Raw genomic sequence first — 19514 nt, 5'->3', positions numbered from 1 at the left:
ACAAAATGGGAACCAGATCACTTACATTATTTACGAAACGCAAATAAACGAAACATTTGTGACCACCTACTATACTATCGCCTCACACTGAATATAAATTGGCCAAAATGGCAAAACTTAGCAGGCAAATCGGTCAATCAAATCCTATCGTCCTGTCTTACCGGGCCAATCCAAAGCTTCAAGTCGGCAATTGTTTGCACCACAGCACACTTGGATTACACTGAGCTCAGCACAACTTTCGATTTAATTGGCCCGATAAAGACAATGAAAACAAACCTAATTACCCGGCAAGGCTTTGATGCACTCAAAAACGAACTGGATGAGCTTTGGCGTGTAAAACGACCCGATATTACCCGCAAAGTGACCTGGGCCGCCAGCAATGGCGATCGAAGTGAAAATGCGGATTACCAATATAATAAAAAACTACTTAGAGAAATTGATCGTCGAGTCCGATACCTACGCAAACGCCTGGAAGACCTTCGCGTAGTTGACTATGCCCCGGAACAGGAAGGACGTGTTTTCTTTGGCGCCTGGGTCGACATTGAAAACGAAAACGGCGAACAAAAACACTTCAGAATCGCCGGCGTCGATGAAATCTACGATCGAAAAGACTATATATCCATCGACTCACCCATGGCCAGAGCCCTGCTCAAGAAAGAAGTGGATGATGAAGTCATAGTCAGAACGCCATCTGGTGAGGCGGAGTGGTATGTTATTCGAATCCAGTATGATAAATAGGGAAAAGCTATGGGATTGAGACACCCACCAAGCGATCTCACCGCTTCTGATTCGGCATTTTCAGGTGTTTATTTCAATTTCAAACACCTGTCCAATACAATTAACCCAACCCATTCAATGCTTTGATAACAATGAATTTTCCACAGACTGTAAAGCCCCATAGACAGAAGAACGTAAAAAACCGAGCTATAGTCAGTTCAGCCAAAGGTCAAAGAAGCCTTACATGATATCTGACAAGCAGAGACCAGAGATGATGCTTACAAGGCCTTTGCTAACACGCTCAAACGCTTTGAGGCAAAGTATCCAGGTGCTATGGATTGCTTGAAAAAGGACAAAGCGAGTATGCTCGCTTTCTACGATTTTCCGGCTGAGCATTGGCAACACATTCGCACGACGAATCCGATTGAATCGGTGTTTGCTTCGGTGCGTTTGAGAACAACGAAATCAAAGAGTTGTGGAAGTCGCAAAACGACGTTGGCCATGACTTACAAGTTGATGACAGCAGCTGAGAGTAAATGGCGAAGGCTGAGAGGTTGTAAGCGTTCATACTAAGACGCAGTTGACTAGATCATCATGGTGGGGTGAGTGCTTTCAACAAACGGATAACCTCTGATAGTTCATCTTCTGAAATTTTTTGATAATCATCAAAACTATCAAGTTGGTAATTGGCGAGAATCCCGTTTATTTGACTAATGGTGTTGAGAAATTTTCGTCGGTGCTTCGACTGTAGTCCGTTCAGATTGATGCCCATTAATGCTTTTCCCGCCAGATGTGCTTTCTGCCAACGAGCCAGTTTCTTGTCTGAGCTGATGAGTTGCAGAGAATGTGGTGTTAGCCAGTTGATTGGTCTCGCCAGATCAATAATCAACTTAAGGTGAGTTTATAACATCCGCCACATCAACATTTAGGGTTTCTCTGACGGTATTCAAAACTGAACTTGCAAAATCTTCCACTTCTTCCAGTAGTGATTCGTCTATTGATTTTAGAACGAGTTTACGTTTTGTTTTCGACACTTTACCGCGACCTTTCACAATGATAGAAACACAAACATCCAATTTATTATTTGGAACATCGCAGCGCTCATTGATGAAGCCTTTGATTTTGTCGATGGCAAGCAATAAACAGATTTCTGCCTTTAGCTCTTCTGCGATTGCTGTATTCATCATCTCATAAATAAAAATGACATGATTGGTAAAGTCGGGATAACGATACATGTAATCAATATCGTTATTGATAATTACTCTTGCATCATCGTCCAGCTCATACGTCAGCATAGCCATAATAGGAGTTGAAAGAGACTCAAGCACCTCATCATATTTGGGCTGATTTTTTAAAATAGCCGCAGAGATAGGAATGATAAATTTGTGTTCCTGATCCCGTTGTTTCATCACATCATGAATTAGATAACGATGAATTCGACCATTTCCATCTTTCATCGGGTGTATGTATACCTCCCCAAAGGAAATAGCCGTCGCATGCATAAGAGAAGGTACCTGACCATCCATCATAAGTTTATCGTGAGTATCCAGTAAACCTTTCATCATACTCGCTACATGTTCGTGCTTCGGACCGATATAATGCACATCCTCATCATATCCACTTAAACGATGGATGGTCGTTCCAACATAAATTTCGTGGTCACGATAATCTGTGGCTTTTTTGTTCTCTTCGACAATTTGATTCTGAATATCAATAATTTTTTCTTTATTTAACTCGAATTGGCCGGCACTTTTTACCGCTTTTAAAAACCGTTGCATCTTATCCTTGCTCGGTGTTTCCTTTTCAATATCCGTCGAAGACTTTGTCTCTTTGGTGTAAAGATAATTGATAGATCGACCAATAACATCTGCAGACAAGTTCTGGCCAATTAACTGCATCTGAGCATATGCCGTGTCATAGACATCAATCTTTTCTAGGGTTTTAATTTCTGGTGTCTTACGAATGATTGGACAAAACTCTCTAGTTCCAATCGCATTATTGATTACTCGTGTTCGTTTATCCCGTTCACCTTCCTGCAATGTGTAGTAGTATTCGTCGTCAAATAATTTAATGTAGTTACCTTTAGTTAGATTATCGATGGCCAGTTCATTTCCGGTAAGCCATTCATAAAGATACCAAATAACGCGGTTATAAACCGATAGTGGCTTACCTTTAATAAAATTTGTAAGCTCCTCAACATCTACTTTTGTAAATATTGCCGCGAAGAAATGTAGACGAATACCTTGGTATTTTATTGCCGCGATCATGTGGTCGTAAGGTGTATCTGGTACCCTTCTGGTACCGGGGATGATTTTACGAAGAGATGCGCCGTATTTGATTGTTTTCTCAGAATCCACGCTTGGACACTGATATACTTCTACTCCCAGTTTAGGCAGTAAAAGTGTGTAATAATTGTTTAACCGGCTATATCCTATGGGTTTCATTGCTCTTTACTTGGGTGATGAATTGCCTATACTTGAGAAACTTATCCTATCTTCACACATTTCATAAAGCTCCAAGCCACACTTACAAATTCAACATAACACTTATAAATCCATAGTATCACTTATCAACTTGAGCTTATGCTTAAAAATAAAAATAGCACTTATAGATAATTTAAACTACTTACATTTCTAATTATATGCTTACATGTGATTAATTTTAGTTTGAAGATAGCTGCTCCAAACGAGACCCTAATCTGCTGGTATGGCGCGGGCTTCAATATTTGTTAGATAGAACTGCCTTGGAAAACACCCATGGCTCAAAGGACTTGGTTTATTAACATAAGATCAATTGAATCGAGATGAAACGAACTCGAAACGATGAACATATTTGAGGGAAAAATAACCTAAAAAAAAGGCCCTACAAATGTAGAGCCGGGCTAGCGCTGTTTGGAGGGAGCAATAACCTATTAACTTAGTAAGCACAAGACTAAGGAAAACAACCTCAACACTTCTCTCGATCCCTTAGTGACTTTAATGATAGGCCAGGGCACCTTGCCAGGAGATGGCCGGGGAATTAACTGTAGGTAATATTTGTACAATTGTTTTGAGGCATTTCAACGGGAATCAGTCATTTTTAGGTTGAGATTTCTATTTTTAATGGTTACTGTGCGCGATATATCGACACCGGCGTTTATTGCCGGGGTATCAGCACAGCGCTACACAAATCAATTAAAGCTGGCTGAATGGACTGATTTAACGAACTGGCAACTTTTAGCAAGGCTTGAATCTATGAACATTAAACATTTTGCAGACACCGCACTGGGCCAACTGGACAACATCGGCTTTCAACTGGATGAGATGGGGATTACCGACAAGGTAAATCGCCACACGATTATCGCGTTCGCGATGAATGAGCAGCAACGTCTGCAAGGCGAGCTGGACAGCCTGAAAGCACGGGTAGGCTCTCGCAAAGTGCAGGTTAATCGTTTGATTACAAAAGCAGAAAACCTGGTAAACAGTGGTGTTGAGCTGGCGCTGACACCTGCCCGTTTCACCATTGAAACGGTAAAAAGCAAGTTAAACAAAGGCTAATCGCCAATCGCTTGGCGTGACCCCAATGGGTTACGCCGAACTACTTTGCTTCCCGTTTAGACGTCGACGCATCGGAATATGACTGACTTGAGACAAGGTCAGTTCGACACAGAGTCCCGGATCAGCATCCGATAGTGCAATTCGCCCTTCATGCAAACTGACAATCGCTGAGACTAAACTCAAACCCAATCCGTTTCCAGGCTCGGAGCGACTCTTGGCTACACGGTAAAACCGTTGGAAAACCTTTTCTCTTTCTGACTCAGGAATACCAATCCCCGAATCAAGTACGCGAATAATTACCTGAACCCCCACTGTTTCAACTTCAACCTTGATGGTTCCATGGGCAGGGGTGTATTTGATGGCATTATCAATCAGATTGCTAATCGCCTGAAACAATAGGTCGCGGTCACCGTTCACCTGCACATCCGGCGCTACCGACAACTCCAGACGCTGCTCCTTTTCTTCCGCTAATACCTCGTAAAACTCGACCGCATCCAGTACCAATGCGGATACATCCACTTCACTGACGTGGGTTAATTTACCCCCAGACTCGAGTCGGGCTATCCGCAGCAAAGCATTGAAGGTTGCCAACATCTGGTCCGCCTCTGCTAGCGCCTTACCGACCTCCTCCTTTGCTTCAGGCTCTTTAACCATTAAGAGCGTTGTTTCCAGTTGATTTCTAAGGCGAGTCAGAGGGGTTTTGAGGTCATGGGCAATATTATCCGAAACATGTCGGATACCTTCCATGAGCTGCACGATGCGATCCAGCATCATATTCAAATTTGCGGCGAGTTGATCAAAATCATCATGGGTGCCTTTAGTCGGAATTCGCAGGGCCAGATTACCATTCATGATCCGTTGGCTGGTGACATTAAACATTTCGATACGTCGCGCCATACTGCGCGTCATCATCACGCCGCCCATCAACGCAAATGCCAGTGTTATGCCCATCCCCCAACTAAGTGCCCGCTCAATCAGCTTTTTAACTGTCATTAATTCCTGAATATCGCGCCCCACCAGTAAGCTCAGCTCGCCGTGAACCACAAATATTTTTCCCCGAACCAGACGGTCAACATTCCAGGGGCTGTTTTCCTTTTCCAATACAAAGTTTAACCACCCTTCTTCGGAGAGTGATTCTTTACTCAAAACTTCTACCGGCCATTGATCAAGGTTACCCGCTAATTTGACCCGGTTTCTGGCAGTAAAAAGATAGACGGATTTACCGTTGGGATCACGGGCTACACGCTCGCGAATAACACTCACCAAGCCATTCAGGCCATGGCGTTGATATTGTTCAGCCAGGCCCAACACTTCCGCTTCGATGGTTTCATCCGTCTGGTCCGCCATATAACCGGCAGTGGCCCAATAAATAAAACCCAGAAGGATAAAGACAGAAGTCGCAAACAAGGCCATATATATTATGGCCAGCTGGAAAGTAGATGTGCGAATAAGACGATTAATTTTCACGGACGAGGATCAGTTTTCACGCAATGAATAACCGGCACCGCGAATGGTATGGAGCAGAGGATACTCAAAACCTTTATCAATTTTGGCACGCAAGCGACTGATATGGACATCAATAACATTGGTCTGAGGATCAAAATGGTAATCCCACACATTTTCCAGCAGCATCGTACGGGTGACAACCTGCCCAGCGTGGCGCACCAGATATTCCAGCAATCTGAATTCCCTAGGTTGCAAGTCGATGTCCTGGCCATCTCGCTTAACGGATCGCGACAACAGATCCATCTCGAGATCCGCGACACGAAGCTCCGTCTCGGTCTCACTGGTCTGCCGCGCTCTACGGATCAAAACCTCGAGTCTGGCCAGCAGCTCAGTAAAAGAGAAAGGCTTGGTGAGATAATCATCACCACCACCGCGCAACCCTTCCACGCGATCATCAACCTCACCCAGCGCACTGAGAATCAGGACTGGTGTCTGGTTACCGGCGGCACGAACAGCTTTGATGATGCTCATGCCATCCATTCCGGGCAGCATTCGATCGATTATCATAACGTCGTAGCTCTCGCTAGCCGCCAACATAAAGCCTTCTTTGCCGTCGGCAGCATGATCTACCACGAAATCGCTTTCTTTCAGGCCTTTAACCAGATAAGAAGCCACCTCTTTATCATCTTCAACAACGAGTACTCTCATTAACACCAAACCTAATGCAACTTAACGATGTGCAGTCACCTTGATATTATCTGCACCTTCGATACCGATCAATGTCCAGATATGACTGGGCCGGGGTATCGCTTGCTTTTCATATCATCATGCTAAAACCATACACCAGCATGAATTTTGTGACTTTTTTTCCTGTATGAGATAAAGAGTAAGCGATGGGAAGCATCACAACCAGTTACCATGTTGTAATCTTTTTAGCCACTCAAAACTGGCCTCGGTGCTTACTTTGGGACGATATTCGGCACTGACCCAGCCTTCGTAACCCAGTTTATCCAACCAGCTAAAAAGGTGCTTGAAATTGATTTCGCCGGTTCCAGGTTCGTGTCTGCCGGGATTATCGGCAAACTGAATATGACCAATATAAGGCCAATACGATTGAATTCGTCGGCTCAGATCCCCCTCCATAATCTGCATGTGATAAATATCATATTGCAGTGCGACATTATCCAACTGCTCCTCTCGGATGAGGTCGACCACATCTGCGGCAGAATCCAGATAGAATCCCGGCATATCAACACGACTGTTAATCGCCTCCAATTGCAGCTGCACACCAATCTCCCGTAGACGGCTGGCAGCATAGCGCACATTCTCCAGTAAACAAGCTCGCAAATCCGCCTCTGCTACACCTTTCGGTGCCAAGCCTGCCAGACAATTAATTTTCCTGCAGCCGAGGTACTCAGCATAATCCATCGCCAGCTCAACCCCTGCCCGGAATTCTTCAACCCGGTCGGGATGACAGGCAATACCCCGCTCACCGGCCTCCCAGTCTCCCGGGGGAAGATTGAACAGAACTTGTGTTAACTGGTGCTCCTGCAACGCATCTCGCAAAGCCTTCGCATCCCATTGATAGGGGAATAAGTATTCAACCCCCTTAAAGCCGTCATCAGCGGCGTACCGGAAACGATCTATAAAATCATGCTCGGTATAGAGCATCGTCAGATTTGCAGCAAATCTAGGCATCCGGGTTCTCCAAATTTACGCCCTGAGCCTCAGCATGACTTGCATCCGAGCTTGCCATTTTGCAGCCATTCAAGGCCTCTAATTGCAGCAGTAAGCCACTGTGATCAACGCCTTCGTGACCGCTGTTGACCAATGCCAGATAAGACTCATAAACACGTTGGGACAACGGCAAAGAGAGCCCTTCGGCCCGAGCTTCATCTAAAATAGTGCGCAAATCTTTCAATTGCACCCGAGCCGTAGCGCCGGGCTCAAAGCGCCGTTCAATCATTCTTTGCCCGTGAAGATCCAAAATTCGACTTGCGGCAAAGCCTCCCATCAACGCTTCACGCACCGCCACCGGATCAGCCCCCCCTTGCTCGGCAAGCAACAAGGCTTCACTTACTGCTCCAATGGTAATGCCGACTATGGCTTGATTGGCCAATTTAGCCAACTGCCCAGCACCTTGGGGCCCGATGTATGTCGATTTGCCAAATACCTTGAACAACGGCTCCATCGCATCATAGGTTGCCCGCTCACCCCCAACCATGATGGCCAGTGCCCCCTGTTCGGCCCCCACAGTACCACCTGACACCGGTGCATCGAGAAAGCAAACCGATTTCGACCGTAAACGGGAACTGAAGTCCCGCGCCATCGCCGGGGGAATTGAACTCATGTCGATTACCGTAGCTCCAGCCTTTAATGCCGAATCTGCACCGCTTTCAAACAGTACCTGCTCAACTACAGGCCCGGTTTCCAGCATGGTGATCACAATATCCGCGCCCGTTACCGCTGCAACCGGATCATTCGCAATCCTGGCGTCAGTAGCAAAAGCCTCCGCCTTGGCGCGAGTCCGATTCCATAATGTCAGTGCATAGCCATCAGCCAGCAACCGACTCACCATGGGAGCCCCCATTAAACCGACACCTAAAAACGTAATATTCAAACTCATTATTCTCTATCTATCCCAGCAATTAGCACGGGGCCAATAGCTTAATATTCCCGAACCCATTATCTTTTTCAAAAAAAAACCGCCTGAAAAGGCGGTTTTTTTTACGTTCCGTACAAAGCAGAGCTGGAATCAAGACTCCATCTGTACCCTGACTTTCTTCATTGCATTCTTTTCCAATTGACGAATACGCTCGGCAGATACCCCGTACTTGTCGGCAAGATCGTGCAATGTGGCCTTGCTTTCACCCAACCAACGCTGATTCAAAATGTCCTGACTGCGTTCGTCCAATGACATCAAGGCATCATGTAAACGAGCGTTGGAATCTTCGGTCCAATCTGCTTTCTCAAGCTGTTGTGCCGGGTCATAGCGCTTGTCTTCAAGATAGTAGACTGGCGCTTGGTAGGCCTGCTCGTCATCATCATCGACACCTGCATCAAAGGCCGCATCCTGAGCACTCAGGCGACCTTCCATTTCACGCACAACCTGTGGATCAACCCCCAAATCTGCAGCAACAGAATTAACTTCATCATGAGTCAACCACGCCAGCTTTTTCTTGGCACTACGCAGATTAAAGAATAACTTTCGTTGCGCCTTGGTAGTGGCTACTTTCACGATACGCCAGTTGCGCAGAATAAACTCATGGATTTCAGCTTTAATCCAGTGGACAGCAAACGACACCAGACGCACCCCGTATTCCGGGTTGAAGCGCTTGACCGCTTTCATCAGGCCAACGTTGCCTTCCTGGATCAAATCGGCCTGGGCCAGGCCATAACCGGAATAGCTCTTGGCAATATGAACCACAAAACGCAGGTGGGACATAACCAATTGTCGCGCTGCCTCGAGATCACTATCTTCGTGCAGTCTCTCCGCTAACTCCCGCTCTTCATCAGCACTGAGTAAAGGGATTGTGTTTACTGCCTGAATATATGACTCGAGATTCCCACCCGGAACCAACATATCTACCGGCTGCAAGCTTGTTCCCATTCAATACCTCCAAAAACTAACTGGTGGGGGACTATAACATGTTTACAAATTGACCGCTACAGGGTGAAAAAGTTCCCACTTGCGTGTCATCTGCTCCGGAGTCGCCATCGACCCAGAACTCAGCCTCCCCAAGGCTCTATCACATTGATGGTATCAAATATATTCCAATCGCGTATTTATGCAAGTTAACATCGCGTAAGAATCAAAGAGTGGGGAAAAAAGCCGTTTTACGCAGGCTCAACGGCTTGTAAGTGCCGACTTAAAGCCATTCGTGCTCCAAAAATACCCAGCAAACTGGTGACAAAAACGATTAACAAAAAAGTCGAAATCTGCACACCACTGAAACTGAACTCACTGCCATAAAGCTTGGAGAGCCGAATTACGGGTTCATTTAACCAACTGAACGCCAATTCGAGCAACAGCGCGGCACAAAAACCACTGCCCATCCCCAACCAGAGCCCCATGTAAAGTAATGGTCGCCGAACAAACGCATCGGTTCCCCCGACCAGCTTCACAACAATTATTTCATGACGCCGGTTTTCGACCTCCAGGCGGATGGTATTACCAATAATCAGCAATACAGCCGCCCCCAGCAATACAGACAACACCCACACCACACGCTCCACAACCACGGACAACAGTGATAATCGCTGCACCCAATCAAGATCCAGCTGAACCCGCTCGACCAATTTGTGCTGCGACCATGTTTGCTGCAACTTCTGCAGTTCATCAGGACTTTGCAACGCCGAAAGTGTTGGGGTTGCCACTACAACATCCGGTAATGGATTGGCATCCAGGAAAGCAACAACATCGCCAATACCGTGACTTTCTTCCAGTTCCCGGAGAGCATCGGCTTTTGGAATATACCGTGATGAATCAATTTCCGGCAACGCATTTAACTCGGCGAGAAATGCCAATGCCGTCTGCTCCCGATTATTGGCTTTGAGGTAAAACGTCACCTGTGCGGACTCCCCGAGCTCAGAGGTCAGACCCCGAATATCATGGAGGAACATGGCCATACCGCAGGGCAACGCAACCGCTATTCCGATCACCAGACAGGTGAACAGACTGGCCAAAGGCGTCCTGAACATACGCCGAAAACTGTCTTTAGCGACCTGCCGGTGGTGCCGGAAATAGCCATTGAGGGGACGTTCGCCGGGCTTGGTCGAAGCCCCTGAAGATTTCGGTGCTGAGCCTGCCTGAGCCGGTTTTGTCACGCCAGAACCTCTGTAGATTGTCCGACCATCAGACGCCCGTCGCGCAACGTCAATAATTTGTGACGTAAATGCGATATCAACGCCAAATCATGGGATGCAATCAAAACAGTCACACCAACCTGATTGAATTGTTCAAACAAGTGCATAATGTCCGCCGACAACTCCGGATCCAGATTCCCGGTCGGCTCATCAGCCAATAACAAAGGCGGTTTATTGACCACCGCCCGGGCAATACCAATTCGCTGTTGCTCACCACCGGAGAGCTGCATCGGATTCAGTTTTTCCTTTTTGAGCAAACCGACTTTATCCAGCGCCGCACGAACCCGGCGGGCCACCTCTTTGACCGGCGTTCCCGTTACCTCAAGCGGCAGGGCTACATTAGCAAATACCGTACGATCAAATAACAACTGGTGATTTTGAAACACCACGCCAATGTGCCGCCGATAGTAGGGGATTTGACGCTGCAGGATTTTGCCAAGGTGTTGACCTCCGACGATGATATTACCCCGGGAAGGTCGCTCCATCAGCATCATCAATTTCAGCAACGTACTTTTACCGGCTCCGGAATGCCCGGTGAGAAAGGCCATTTCACCTCGCGCCAAACGAAAATGAATATCGCTCAGTACCTCTTCCCGGCCATCGTAGCTTTTCCCCACCCGGTCAAATTCAATCATGGGCGCCTCTATATCCCCTCCGACATGAATATCGAACCGAATGCCTAGCGAGCAAACAAGGCATCAACAAATTCATTTGCATCAAATGCGCGCAGATCATCAATTTGTTCACCCACGCCAACAAACCGTATGGGCAGATTCTGCTGTTTGGCAATGGCAAAAATAATACCGCCTTTGGCGGTACCATCAAGTTTAGTCAGGGTAATACCACTCACGCCCACCGCTTGACGGAATAATTCCGCCTGGCTTAACGCATTCTGCCCTGTACCCGCATCCAGAACCAACATCACTTCATGGGGAGCAGACGGATCAAACTTGCGCATCACGCGCACGACTTTTTCCAGCTCAGCCATGAGATTATCTTTATTCTGTAATCGTCCGGCAGTATCCGCGATGACAATATCCACACCTTTGGCGCTGGCGGACTCAATCGCATCATAAATCACTGAGGCACTATCCGCCCCGGTGTGCTGGGCCACAACTGGAACGGCGTTACGCTCCCCCCACACCTGCAGCTGCTCAACAGCAGCGGCCCGGAAAGTATCACCCGCGGCCAACATTACCGATTTGCCTTCTTGCTGAAACCGCTTTGCCAGCTTGCCAATTGTCGTGGTTTTGCCAACCCCGTTAACACCCACCACCAGGATAACAAAGGGCTTTCGCTCAGTTTCAAGCTGAAGGGGGGCCTGACTGGCTGTAAGCAGCCCGGCCAGCTCTTCCTTCAATAAGTCATACAGCATTTCCGCGTCAGTCAGCTGGTTCCGATCCAGCTTTTCAGTAATCACCTTGATGATATCTGAAGTGGCTTCCATCCCGACATCAGCCGTCAACAACAACGTTTCAATCTCTTCAAGCAGATCATCATCAATGCTTTTTGCACCCAGGAAAAGACTCGTGAGGTTATCCGATAGATTCGCGCGGGTCTTGCTTAACCCCTGCTTCATGCGCGCAAATAAACTGACCCCTTCTTCAAGTGTCTTCTCGACCGTTTCAGGAACCTGGCTGTCCTGGGGCTTGAGCTCAATGACTTCAGCCGCCGCGTCCTCAGTCGCGCCATCTTCCGTTTTTTGCTTGTCAACAAAGACAATCGACACCTTACTCTGTGCAAAGGCCCTTGGCATGGGGCGCGATCGCGCAGCCCTGATCATATCAACCGCAAATAGCAGAACAAAAAGACCTAGTAAGGCAATAAATGCCATTTCAATTGCTTGCATTACCCTGAATCACTCTCGCTGATAGGTTTAAATTTAAACGCTCTGGGCTGAAAACCGCCCTCGAATCTCAGTCAATGGCAGGTATTCTATTATTGAATTGTAGTCTCTCCAAATTCCTTTTAAACTTGACGTCCCTGAGTACTCGTGAATCATTAGCCAATGTTGATGAATAAACCATGCAACGGAAAATGATGCAACAGAATCGCTAAACGCTCTAAATGCCTTAATGAAAAATCGCCGCTCTAAATCTCACCCACCGAAGCCTGAAGGACAACGTGCTCATCGATCGGCGCGACGACCTGCCGGAACCCCGACTTCCAGCCTGAGAATCATTGGCGGTCAGTATCGAGGCCGAAGAATCAATTTTCCAGACTGGGATGGACTCCGCCCTACCCCGGACCGGATTCGCGAAACCCTGTTCAACTGGCTGTCCTTTGATATTGAGGGCAGCACATGCATGGATCTGTGCGCGGGAACCGGAATTCTGGCATTTGAGGCATTATCCAGAAGGGCACAATATGCGAAAGCAATCGATCAGTCCAGAGACAGCATCCTCAGCATCCAAAAAAATTCAGAATTGCTGTCTATCAAGAACCTGGATTGTGCCAACAACGCGATCGAGTCATATTTAAGCACCCACCCGGACCGACGCTATAACGTGGTGTTTATGGATCCTCCCTTTCGAAAAGGAATGGTCATCCCCGCCATTAATTTGCTGGAAGAAAAGGGCTGGTTGGCCGCGGACGCCTGGGTCTACATTGAAACCGAAGCAGAACTCAATGCGCTTTGCACGCCAGACACCTGGACCTTGCATCGGGAAAAAACAGCAGGCCAGGTGCGCTATCGACTCTATCGTCGCCAAGCGCCCGACCTCGAAGCCAGTGTGAGCTCCGAAACAGCATCAGAATAAGTCTGCCTGCACTTCGTAGTGAGGCTCCCGGACCAAGCCACGCTCGAGCATTGCTTCATAAGCCATCGATGACCCGGGCTGCTGTTGCTTGACCCAGCTCAATGCCCGGTTCACCCGATCAATCAGGACACTCCAGGGAAGCGGTACGCCGATTTCAGTCGAAGCGTGTTTCTGGCTTGACACACCAAGCACAGCATACCCGATTGAAACAGAAAGGGGCTTTGCCTTGGCGAAGTCATGGGCTCTGAATTGTTTCTGGGCTTGCTCTAGCATCAATGCTGCTTCCGATTTATTCTGACACCGCAACAACACCGCAAACTGGTTAGCACCGAAGCGGAACAGCTGGTCCTGTTCTCGAAATATCTGGCTACACAAACGTGCGAACTTGATGAGTATTTCATCTCCGTAAACCCAGCCATAGGCCTCGTTTACACGCGGAAAATGATCAATCTCAAGCAGCGCGAGAACACATAAATCCGGAGTCTTGTGCTGATTCAGAAAGTTCTCATCACGGGAGTAGAGTTCAATTTGAGTTTCCAGCGCCTGGCGATTCATTAATCCGGTCAGTAAATCTATGGACCGGCTATTCAAATGTTTAATCTGGTTGGAAAACAAAATCAACAGCGGATCAATTTCTTCACTGCCCGGCACAAGATGCGGATTCTCTATGATGACAGAGCCCAGTATTTCCAGCTTTTTATGCAGATGCAAGACAAAGCAGGGTTGATGCCGGGTCTTGCTATACGCACTCGCATTCTGATTCCAGTTCCCGATAACAAAGCGCACGCGCTCAGCATCAAATACAGTGCAAAAAATATCTGCCATCAAATCACCGAGATCTGTTAACGTTTCACACTCGGTAATTGCGACCATTTGTGCCATAGTCAACATACTGGCAGTTGTTGCTGAAGTAGGTTTGTAGTCCATTGTCCACCTTGCTCCCACAAGCGAATCGATCCAAAAACGGTTGACCTAAGTTTTAGACCTGCACTATCAAAAAATCCAGTCAAAATATAACGAATTCTCAGCTTTTACGGATGCTCCAGCAGTACATTCCCCATTTCATCGCACCGGGCCTGCCATTTGGGGTCCACATAGAGCGTGGCGTGTGAATCGATGATGAGGAGCGGCCCCGAATAAATCTGCCCGATATTCATATGCTCTCGTTTTATTGATTCCGTATGGCCCGCTTGACTCCCTCCCGACGCGCGAAGTGCCGCAGGTTGAGGTGTCAACGACAAGCTCTCTGTCATCACCGAGGCAAAAACCCGAACGGAAACATTAACAATCTCAACCGGACGATTCATTTGATAACCGTAGCGCAATTTATGGGCTTCATGAAAAGCCGGCTCCATTTCTCCGTACTGGCGCTCATCCGCCGGTAATTCCAGTGTAAACGTCTGCCCCTGATAACGCAGGGCGACACTGCAAGTCACCGTTAACTCTGACTGTGCAACACCTTCATGAAATAACTCCTGCTCTGCGATATCTTGCAATTCACTGAACGTATGTGCCAGTTCTGCTAAAGAGTCCCGACCAATAATCATATTAACCGTACGTGTCAAACGACGCTCTTTGGGCGCGACCACCATACCAAACGCAGAAAGTACCCCACTGTTAAGCGGCACAATCGCCCGAGTCATCGACAATGCATCCGCCAGCGCACACACATGCAATCCGCCTGCACCGCCAAAACTACACAGCACAAAATCCTTCGGGTTATATCCACGCTGGACCGAAATACTGCGCAGTGCTTTCACCATGTGCTCATTCGCCAGCCGGACAATGCCCTCTGCCGCCTCCAGAACACTCACCCCCAAACGCTCGGAAATGGCTTGAACAGCCAATCTGGAAGCCTCTTCATCCAGGGACATGCTGCCACCCAGGAAGTTTTCAGGTCGCAACCGGCCTAAAACGACATTGGCGTCCGTAACCGTTGCCTGAGTACCGCCTTTTCCGTAGCATGCCGGGCCAGGATCAGCACCTGCAGACTCGGGCCCCACCTGCAACATGCCACCGGCATCAATCCAGGCCAATGACCCCCCTCCGGCACCGATGGTGTGCATGTCAACCATGGGAACCGCTACCGGATACGGCCCTAAATGCCCTTCATGGGTAATACGGATGCCCTCATCGACCAGAGCGACATCAGTGGAAGTCCCACCCATATCAAATGTCATCATTCGGGGTTCGGCGAGTTTTCCGGATAAATAAGCAACGGCGGACAAACCACCTGCAGGTCCGGATAAAAGTAAATTCACGGCGCGCTGGCTCGCCTGCTCCAGCGCAATGGTTCCCCCTGATGACTGCATAATCGAGATTCTTGCGGGCTGCAATGCCTGCGCCAGAAACCCCAGATATTGTTCAACCTTCGGCCCCAGCCAGGCGTTCAACCACGTCGCCATACCCCGCTCATACTCCCCGTACTGAGGCAAGACAAAAGACGACCGACTGACAAAGTAACGATCCGTCAACGCCGCTTCCAAGGCTTTTTCATCCTGCTCATCAAGAAAGGAAAACAACAAGTTAATTGCTACCGCGTCGGGTTTTAGGGCATCTATCTGCTCAACCAGCGCCGCGATCTTAACCTCATCCAATGCGACCAATCGTTCCCCCTTGGCCGAGACTCGACAATCAACTTCCAAACAATTTTCAGGCTCAATAACGGGCGGTTCTTTTACCGGCGTCAAGTTGTACAGCTCTGCCCGAGTTTGGCGTCCAATCGCCAATACATCGGCGAGCCCTTTATTGGCAATGTAGACCGTACGACACCCTTTTTTTTCCAACGCTGCATTGGTCGCTACCGTGGTACCGTGCACAACCAGCACCTGACCGGCCTTTATCGCCGAATCCAGGCCCAGCTCACTGATCCCCTGCACAATCGCTTGCGCCGGATTCCTGGGCGTGGATAGCACCTTATGCAAAACAACCCCATCGCCAGTAAATAAAACAAAATCAGTAAACGTCCCCCCGGTATCAACACCAAGTATTTTAGTTTTCCGGTTACAGTCTGATTGCGATTGCATCATAATGGTAATCTCAGTTTGATTGAGAGCTTTCAAATACTAGGTTAAGGACTTTCAATTGCCAGAATTACCCGAAGTAGAAACCACGAAACGGGGCATTGCCCCCCACATTTTGTCGAAAAGTGTAACCGACGTGTGTATTCGCCAGCCCAAGCTTCGCTGGCCTATCCCGGATGACCTTGCCGAGAGGTTAAATCAAGCCCGACTACTAAATATCCACCGTCGCGCCAAATACCTCTTACTGCAGTTTGATCCGGGCTGGTTGCTTATCCATCTCGGAATGTCTGGCAGTTTGCGCATTGTAGACCCGAATCAACTCCCCGAAAAACATGATCATGTTGATATCCATTTTGCCAACACTGTTTTGCGTTTTCGCGACCCCCGCCGTTTCGGTGCAGTTTTGTGGCTTGGGGATACCCCGGAAGACAGCCCTCTCCTGAGCAAACTCGGCCCGGAACCTCTGGCAGAGGCATTCAATGGTGATTATCTCTATGCACGATCACGAGGTAAAACCGCAACGGTCAAGCAGTTCATCATGGATCAAGCTGTAGTCACCGGCATTGGTAACATCTATGCGACTGAAGCCTTATTCCTGTCCGGCATCAAGCCCACTCGCGCAGCAGGCCAAATATCCCGTGAACGCTATCAAAAACTGAGCCAAAACGCCAAATCAATCCTTGAAAAGGCGATCGATCAAGGCGGCACGACACTGAAGGACTTTGTCGGTAGCGATGGTAAACCGGGTTACTTCAAACAAGAGTTACTTGCCTACGGGCGAAAAGGGCTGCCTTGTGTAACCTGCGAAACCGAATTGACTGAAGTGCGCCTCGGAAACCGCAGCACCGTCTATTGCAAGCGATGTCAGCGCTGAAGCGAAGTAAAGGGCAAATAATAGTTAAGGAACTACTTCACAAGATCACGTGCAACCAAAAGAAAAACAGGTAATTTTTAGACAGAAAATAGATAGCTGTTATAGTTATAGTGATAGTGGTTTTTTTGATTCAGGAGAGCCTGCATGGCAAACCCAATTTCCCGACGATTTTATGCACTGATGGCGGCTTCTCTGCTGAGCCTGCCAACTATCGGTTATGCCAATCCCGTGAATGAAACCCCCAGTGCTTTGGCAATGACTGGCGATATACTGGTAGCCCGCCCCTTGCTGTTTGCTACAACATTAGCCGGCAGCGCAGTGTTTTTGGTGGCCTCTCCGTTTTCGGCTTTGGGGGGAAACCTCAAAGAAAGTGGCGAGATTCTGGTACTGAAACCCGCAGAAGCAACATTTATACGCTGTCTTGGCTGCACCATTCCGGGCCGCAAGTCCAGCGACGTGGTTGAACAAGAAAATTAAGCACAGATAAAGCCAATGTGCTTAAACCCAATGTGCTTCGCCCCCTCATTTGAGGGGACGATTATATTGGCGTGCAAACACTCGCCGGTCTCAAATATTTTCCAATAGATCCTGCCACGGATAATCCGCATCGGCGAAACAATGGAAATGTGGATTCAGCAAGCTTTCCTTGCAGTTGTACCGCAGCGGCCTAAAGCCATCGTCAACAACTTTCCCTCCAGCCTCCTGAAGCACCGCATGGGCTGCGGCCGTGTCCCATTCGCTCGTAGGCGCCAATCGGGGATACCAGTCTGCCTGCCCCTCCGCCAAAACACAAAGTTTCAGTGAGCTGCCCATATTGACATAGTGGACTTCTTCAATGCTCCCCTGCAATCGCGATAACAACTTGTCCAGCTGTTCGCCACCGTGTCTTCGACTGGCCACGATATCAACTTTCCGGGTTGAAAGCGGACGCACCCGGAGCGCCGTCTGCTGCCCTTGCGCATCAATCTTCCAGGCACCTTCCCCCCGCTCTGCCAGATATGAAACCGACAGGGCAGGTGCGAAAACTACACCCAGAACCGGTTCATAATTGCGAATCAAGGCGATATTGATTGTGAATTCACCATTCCGGTTGATAAACTCTTTAGTGCCATCCAACGGATCGACCAGCCAGTATTCCGTCCAACCTCGCCGCTCTGAATATTCTACGATTCCGCCTTCTTCGGATATTACAGGGGTGTCCGGTGTAATACGAGACAATCCCGCCATAATAACTTGGTGGGCGGCATGATCTGCCTTTGTCACCGGGCTATCGTCATCCTTTTGCTGGATCTCCCAATCCTCCTCGCCTTGATAAACTTCCATTACCGCAGCACCCGCCGCTTGGGCAATATCAAGAATCTCTTTTAGTCGATCACTTACCATATTTGTTTCCCTGGATTGAGTTCAAAGTGTTGAAAAAGTCACAGCGGATGAGGCGTCTTGGTTGACTCATTCGCCCAAATTTACATATTCTAGTGGTAACGGTCAGTAAAACATTTTATCTACAGCAAGCGTGAACATTTGTTCCAGGCTTAGTGCGATTTCAAAACAGAACAGCTTGCGACAAAAACGATTTGCAACAAACCAAGGGGCCTGTAAATCCTACATGACTGAACCCAACCTCGATTGGCATTCGATTAACACCGTTCTGCTCGACATGGACGGTACACTTCTGGATCTTCATTTTGATAACTACTTCTGGCTGACACATTTACCGCTTCGCTATGCACAGGCGCAAAAATTATCCCTGCCCGAAGCCCACACGACCATTAATCAACTCATTACCGACCAGGAGGGCTCGCTTAACTGGTATTGCGTTGACTATTGGAGTGAGACGCTGGGTCTTGATATTGGCCAGTTAAAAGAAGAAGTGCAACACCTGATTGCTTTTCGCCCCTACGTCGAACATTTTCTGCAAACACTGCAGGAAACACACCACCGCGTTGTACTGGTTACCAACGCGCACCGTAAAAGCCTCAACTTGAAACTTCGCATTACCCAGCTCGATCGCTATTTCGATGCCCTGATCTCATCACATGACTATGGTTACCCGAAAGAAGCCCAGGCGTTCTGGCACCGCCTGCAGGAAGAAGAGCCTTTTGATCCCGACTCTACACTGCTTATCGATGACAGCCTGGCAGTCTTAGCCTCGGCAAGGGAATACGGTATCAAAAATCTCCTCAGCATTGTGCAACCGGATAGCCAAAAACCGGAACGCGCTATTTCTGAATATGAAGCCGTGAACAGCTTTTCCAGCGTTAAGCCCACTCGTAAACCCAACGGATTTTGATTT

Annotated in this window: 19 protein-coding genes and 1 pseudogene; 7 read left to right on the top strand and 13 right to left on the bottom strand. The window is 48.2% G+C overall.

What is annotated here, in order from left to right; all coding sequences use genetic code 11:
- Positions 1 to 264: 264 nt before the first annotated feature.
- Positions 265 to 738, top strand: a complete 474-nt coding sequence (gene greB / locus OLMES_RS01720) for a transcription elongation factor GreB (RefSeq protein WP_087459659.1) — start codon at positions 265 to 267, stop codon at positions 736 to 738.
- A gap of 192 nt (positions 739 to 930) precedes the next feature.
- Positions 931 to 1272: pseudogene (locus OLMES_RS01715) on the top strand (transposase); the annotation flags it as partial.
- A 37-nt stretch (positions 1273 to 1309) separates the two neighbouring features.
- On the opposite strand, the gene OLMES_RS01710 reads toward OLMES_RS01715, so the two are convergent.
- Positions 1310 to 1606, bottom strand: coding sequence for a hypothetical protein (locus OLMES_RS01710; protein WP_087459658.1), 297 nt, complete (start codon positions 1604 to 1606; stop codon positions 1310 to 1312).
- 1 nt (position 1607) lies between these two features.
- The gene (locus OLMES_RS01705) at positions 1608 to 3161 is read right to left on the bottom strand and encodes a Fic family protein (RefSeq protein WP_087459657.1); all 1554 of its coding nucleotides are present in this window, start codon (positions 3159 to 3161) and stop codon (positions 1608 to 1610) included.
- 789 nt (positions 3162 to 3950) lie between these two features.
- On the opposite strand from OLMES_RS01705, the gene OLMES_RS01700 reads away from it, so the two are divergent.
- Complete coding sequence (locus OLMES_RS01700; RefSeq protein WP_198343181.1) at positions 3951 to 4253, top strand: hypothetical protein; 303 nt, start codon at positions 3951 to 3953, stop codon at positions 4251 to 4253.
- A 30-nt stretch (positions 4254 to 4283) separates the two neighbouring features.
- On the opposite strand, the gene OLMES_RS01695 is transcribed toward OLMES_RS01700, so the two are convergent.
- The 8 genes from OLMES_RS01695 to ftsY form a co-directional block, all read right to left on the bottom strand.
- Positions 4284 to 5720 carry a HAMP domain-containing sensor histidine kinase gene (locus OLMES_RS01695; RefSeq protein WP_087459656.1) on the bottom strand — a complete coding sequence of 479 codons (1437 nt, stop codon included), beginning with the start codon at positions 5718 to 5720 and terminating at the stop codon, positions 4284 to 4286.
- 9 nt (positions 5721 to 5729) lie between these two features.
- The gene (locus OLMES_RS01690; protein ID WP_087459655.1) at positions 5730 to 6407 is read right to left on the bottom strand and encodes a winged helix-turn-helix domain-containing protein; all 678 of its coding nucleotides are present in this window, start codon (positions 6405 to 6407) and stop codon (positions 5730 to 5732) included.
- Positions 6408 to 6602: 195 nt separating this feature from the next.
- Positions 6603 to 7397, bottom strand: a complete 795-nt coding sequence (gene hyi, locus OLMES_RS01685; RefSeq protein ID WP_087459654.1) for a hydroxypyruvate isomerase — start codon at positions 7395 to 7397, stop codon at positions 6603 to 6605.
- Positions 7390 to 8325 (bottom strand): NAD(P)-dependent oxidoreductase, encoded by a 936-nt coding sequence (locus OLMES_RS01680; protein ID WP_087459653.1) that lies wholly within the window; start codon positions 8323 to 8325, stop codon positions 7390 to 7392. The genes hyi and OLMES_RS01680 overlap by 8 nt, the downstream gene beginning before the upstream one ends.
- Positions 8326 to 8454: 129 nt before the next feature.
- Complete coding sequence (gene rpoH / locus OLMES_RS01675; protein ID WP_087459652.1) at positions 8455 to 9309, bottom strand: RNA polymerase sigma factor RpoH; 855 nt, start codon at positions 9307 to 9309, stop codon at positions 8455 to 8457.
- A 227-nt stretch (positions 9310 to 9536) separates the two neighbouring features.
- Positions 9537 to 10526, bottom strand: a complete 990-nt coding sequence (ftsX, locus tag OLMES_RS01670; RefSeq protein ID WP_087459651.1) for a permease-like cell division protein FtsX — start codon at positions 10524 to 10526, stop codon at positions 9537 to 9539.
- Positions 10523 to 11200: a cell division ATP-binding protein FtsE gene (ftsE, locus tag OLMES_RS01665; RefSeq protein ID WP_087459650.1), complete on the bottom strand. Its 678-nt coding sequence runs from the start codon at positions 11198 to 11200 to the stop codon at positions 10523 to 10525. The genes ftsX and ftsE overlap by 4 nt, the downstream gene beginning before the upstream one ends.
- A gap of 44 nt (positions 11201 to 11244) precedes the next feature.
- Positions 11245 to 12414: a signal recognition particle-docking protein FtsY gene (ftsY, locus tag OLMES_RS01660; RefSeq protein ID WP_198343180.1), complete on the bottom strand. Its 1170-nt coding sequence runs from the start codon at positions 12412 to 12414 to the stop codon at positions 11245 to 11247.
- A 226-nt stretch (positions 12415 to 12640) separates the two neighbouring features.
- On the opposite strand from ftsY, the gene rsmD reads away from it, so the two are divergent.
- A complete protein-coding gene (gene rsmD / locus OLMES_RS01655) occupies positions 12641 to 13324 on the top strand; it encodes a 16S rRNA (guanine(966)-N(2))-methyltransferase RsmD (RefSeq protein WP_087459649.1) in 684 nt (227 codons plus the stop codon).
- Here the strand turns inward: rsmD and OLMES_RS01650 are convergent.
- Both OLMES_RS01650 and OLMES_RS01645 read right to left on the bottom strand, forming a co-directional pair.
- Positions 13316 to 14251 carry a GGDEF domain-containing protein gene (locus OLMES_RS01650; RefSeq protein ID WP_087459648.1) on the bottom strand — a complete coding sequence of 312 codons (936 nt, stop codon included), beginning with the start codon at positions 14249 to 14251 and terminating at the stop codon, positions 13316 to 13318. The two genes, rsmD and OLMES_RS01650, sit on opposite strands and share 9 nt — an antisense overlap.
- Positions 14252 to 14355: 104 nt before the next feature.
- On the bottom strand, positions 14356 to 16353 hold the full coding sequence (locus tag OLMES_RS01645) for a hydantoinase/oxoprolinase family protein (protein ID WP_232465246.1): 1998 nt from the start codon (positions 16351 to 16353) through the stop codon (positions 14356 to 14358).
- 55 nt (positions 16354 to 16408) lie between these two features.
- On the opposite strand from OLMES_RS01645, the gene mutM reads away from it, so the two are divergent.
- Positions 16409 to 17221, top strand: a complete 813-nt coding sequence (mutM, locus tag OLMES_RS01640) for a bifunctional DNA-formamidopyrimidine glycosylase/DNA-(apurinic or apyrimidinic site) lyase (RefSeq protein ID WP_087459647.1) — start codon at positions 16409 to 16411, stop codon at positions 17219 to 17221.
- A 144-nt stretch (positions 17222 to 17365) separates the two neighbouring features.
- Positions 17366 to 17698, top strand: coding sequence for a hypothetical protein (locus OLMES_RS01635; protein WP_087459646.1), 333 nt, complete (start codon positions 17366 to 17368; stop codon positions 17696 to 17698).
- A gap of 90 nt (positions 17699 to 17788) precedes the next feature.
- Here OLMES_RS01635 and cysQ read toward each other — a convergent pair whose 3' ends face one another.
- Positions 17789 to 18604 (bottom strand): 3'(2'),5'-bisphosphate nucleotidase CysQ, encoded by an 816-nt coding sequence (gene cysQ, locus OLMES_RS01630; protein ID WP_087459645.1) that lies wholly within the window; start codon positions 18602 to 18604, stop codon positions 17789 to 17791.
- 223 nt (positions 18605 to 18827) lie between these two features.
- Here cysQ and yrfG point away from each other — a divergent pair, with 223 nt between their 5' ends.
- Positions 18828 to 19511: a GMP/IMP nucleotidase gene (gene yrfG / locus OLMES_RS01625; RefSeq protein WP_087459644.1), complete on the top strand. Its 684-nt coding sequence runs from the start codon at positions 18828 to 18830 to the stop codon at positions 19509 to 19511.
- The last annotated feature ends 3 nt before the right edge of the window (positions 19512 to 19514 follow it).

Source organism: Oleiphilus messinensis (assembly GCF_002162375.1).
Taxonomy (GTDB): Bacteria; Pseudomonadota; Gammaproteobacteria; order Pseudomonadales; family Oleiphilaceae; genus Oleiphilus; species Oleiphilus messinensis.
This window is presented reverse-complemented; position numbering and strand designations above follow the sequence as displayed.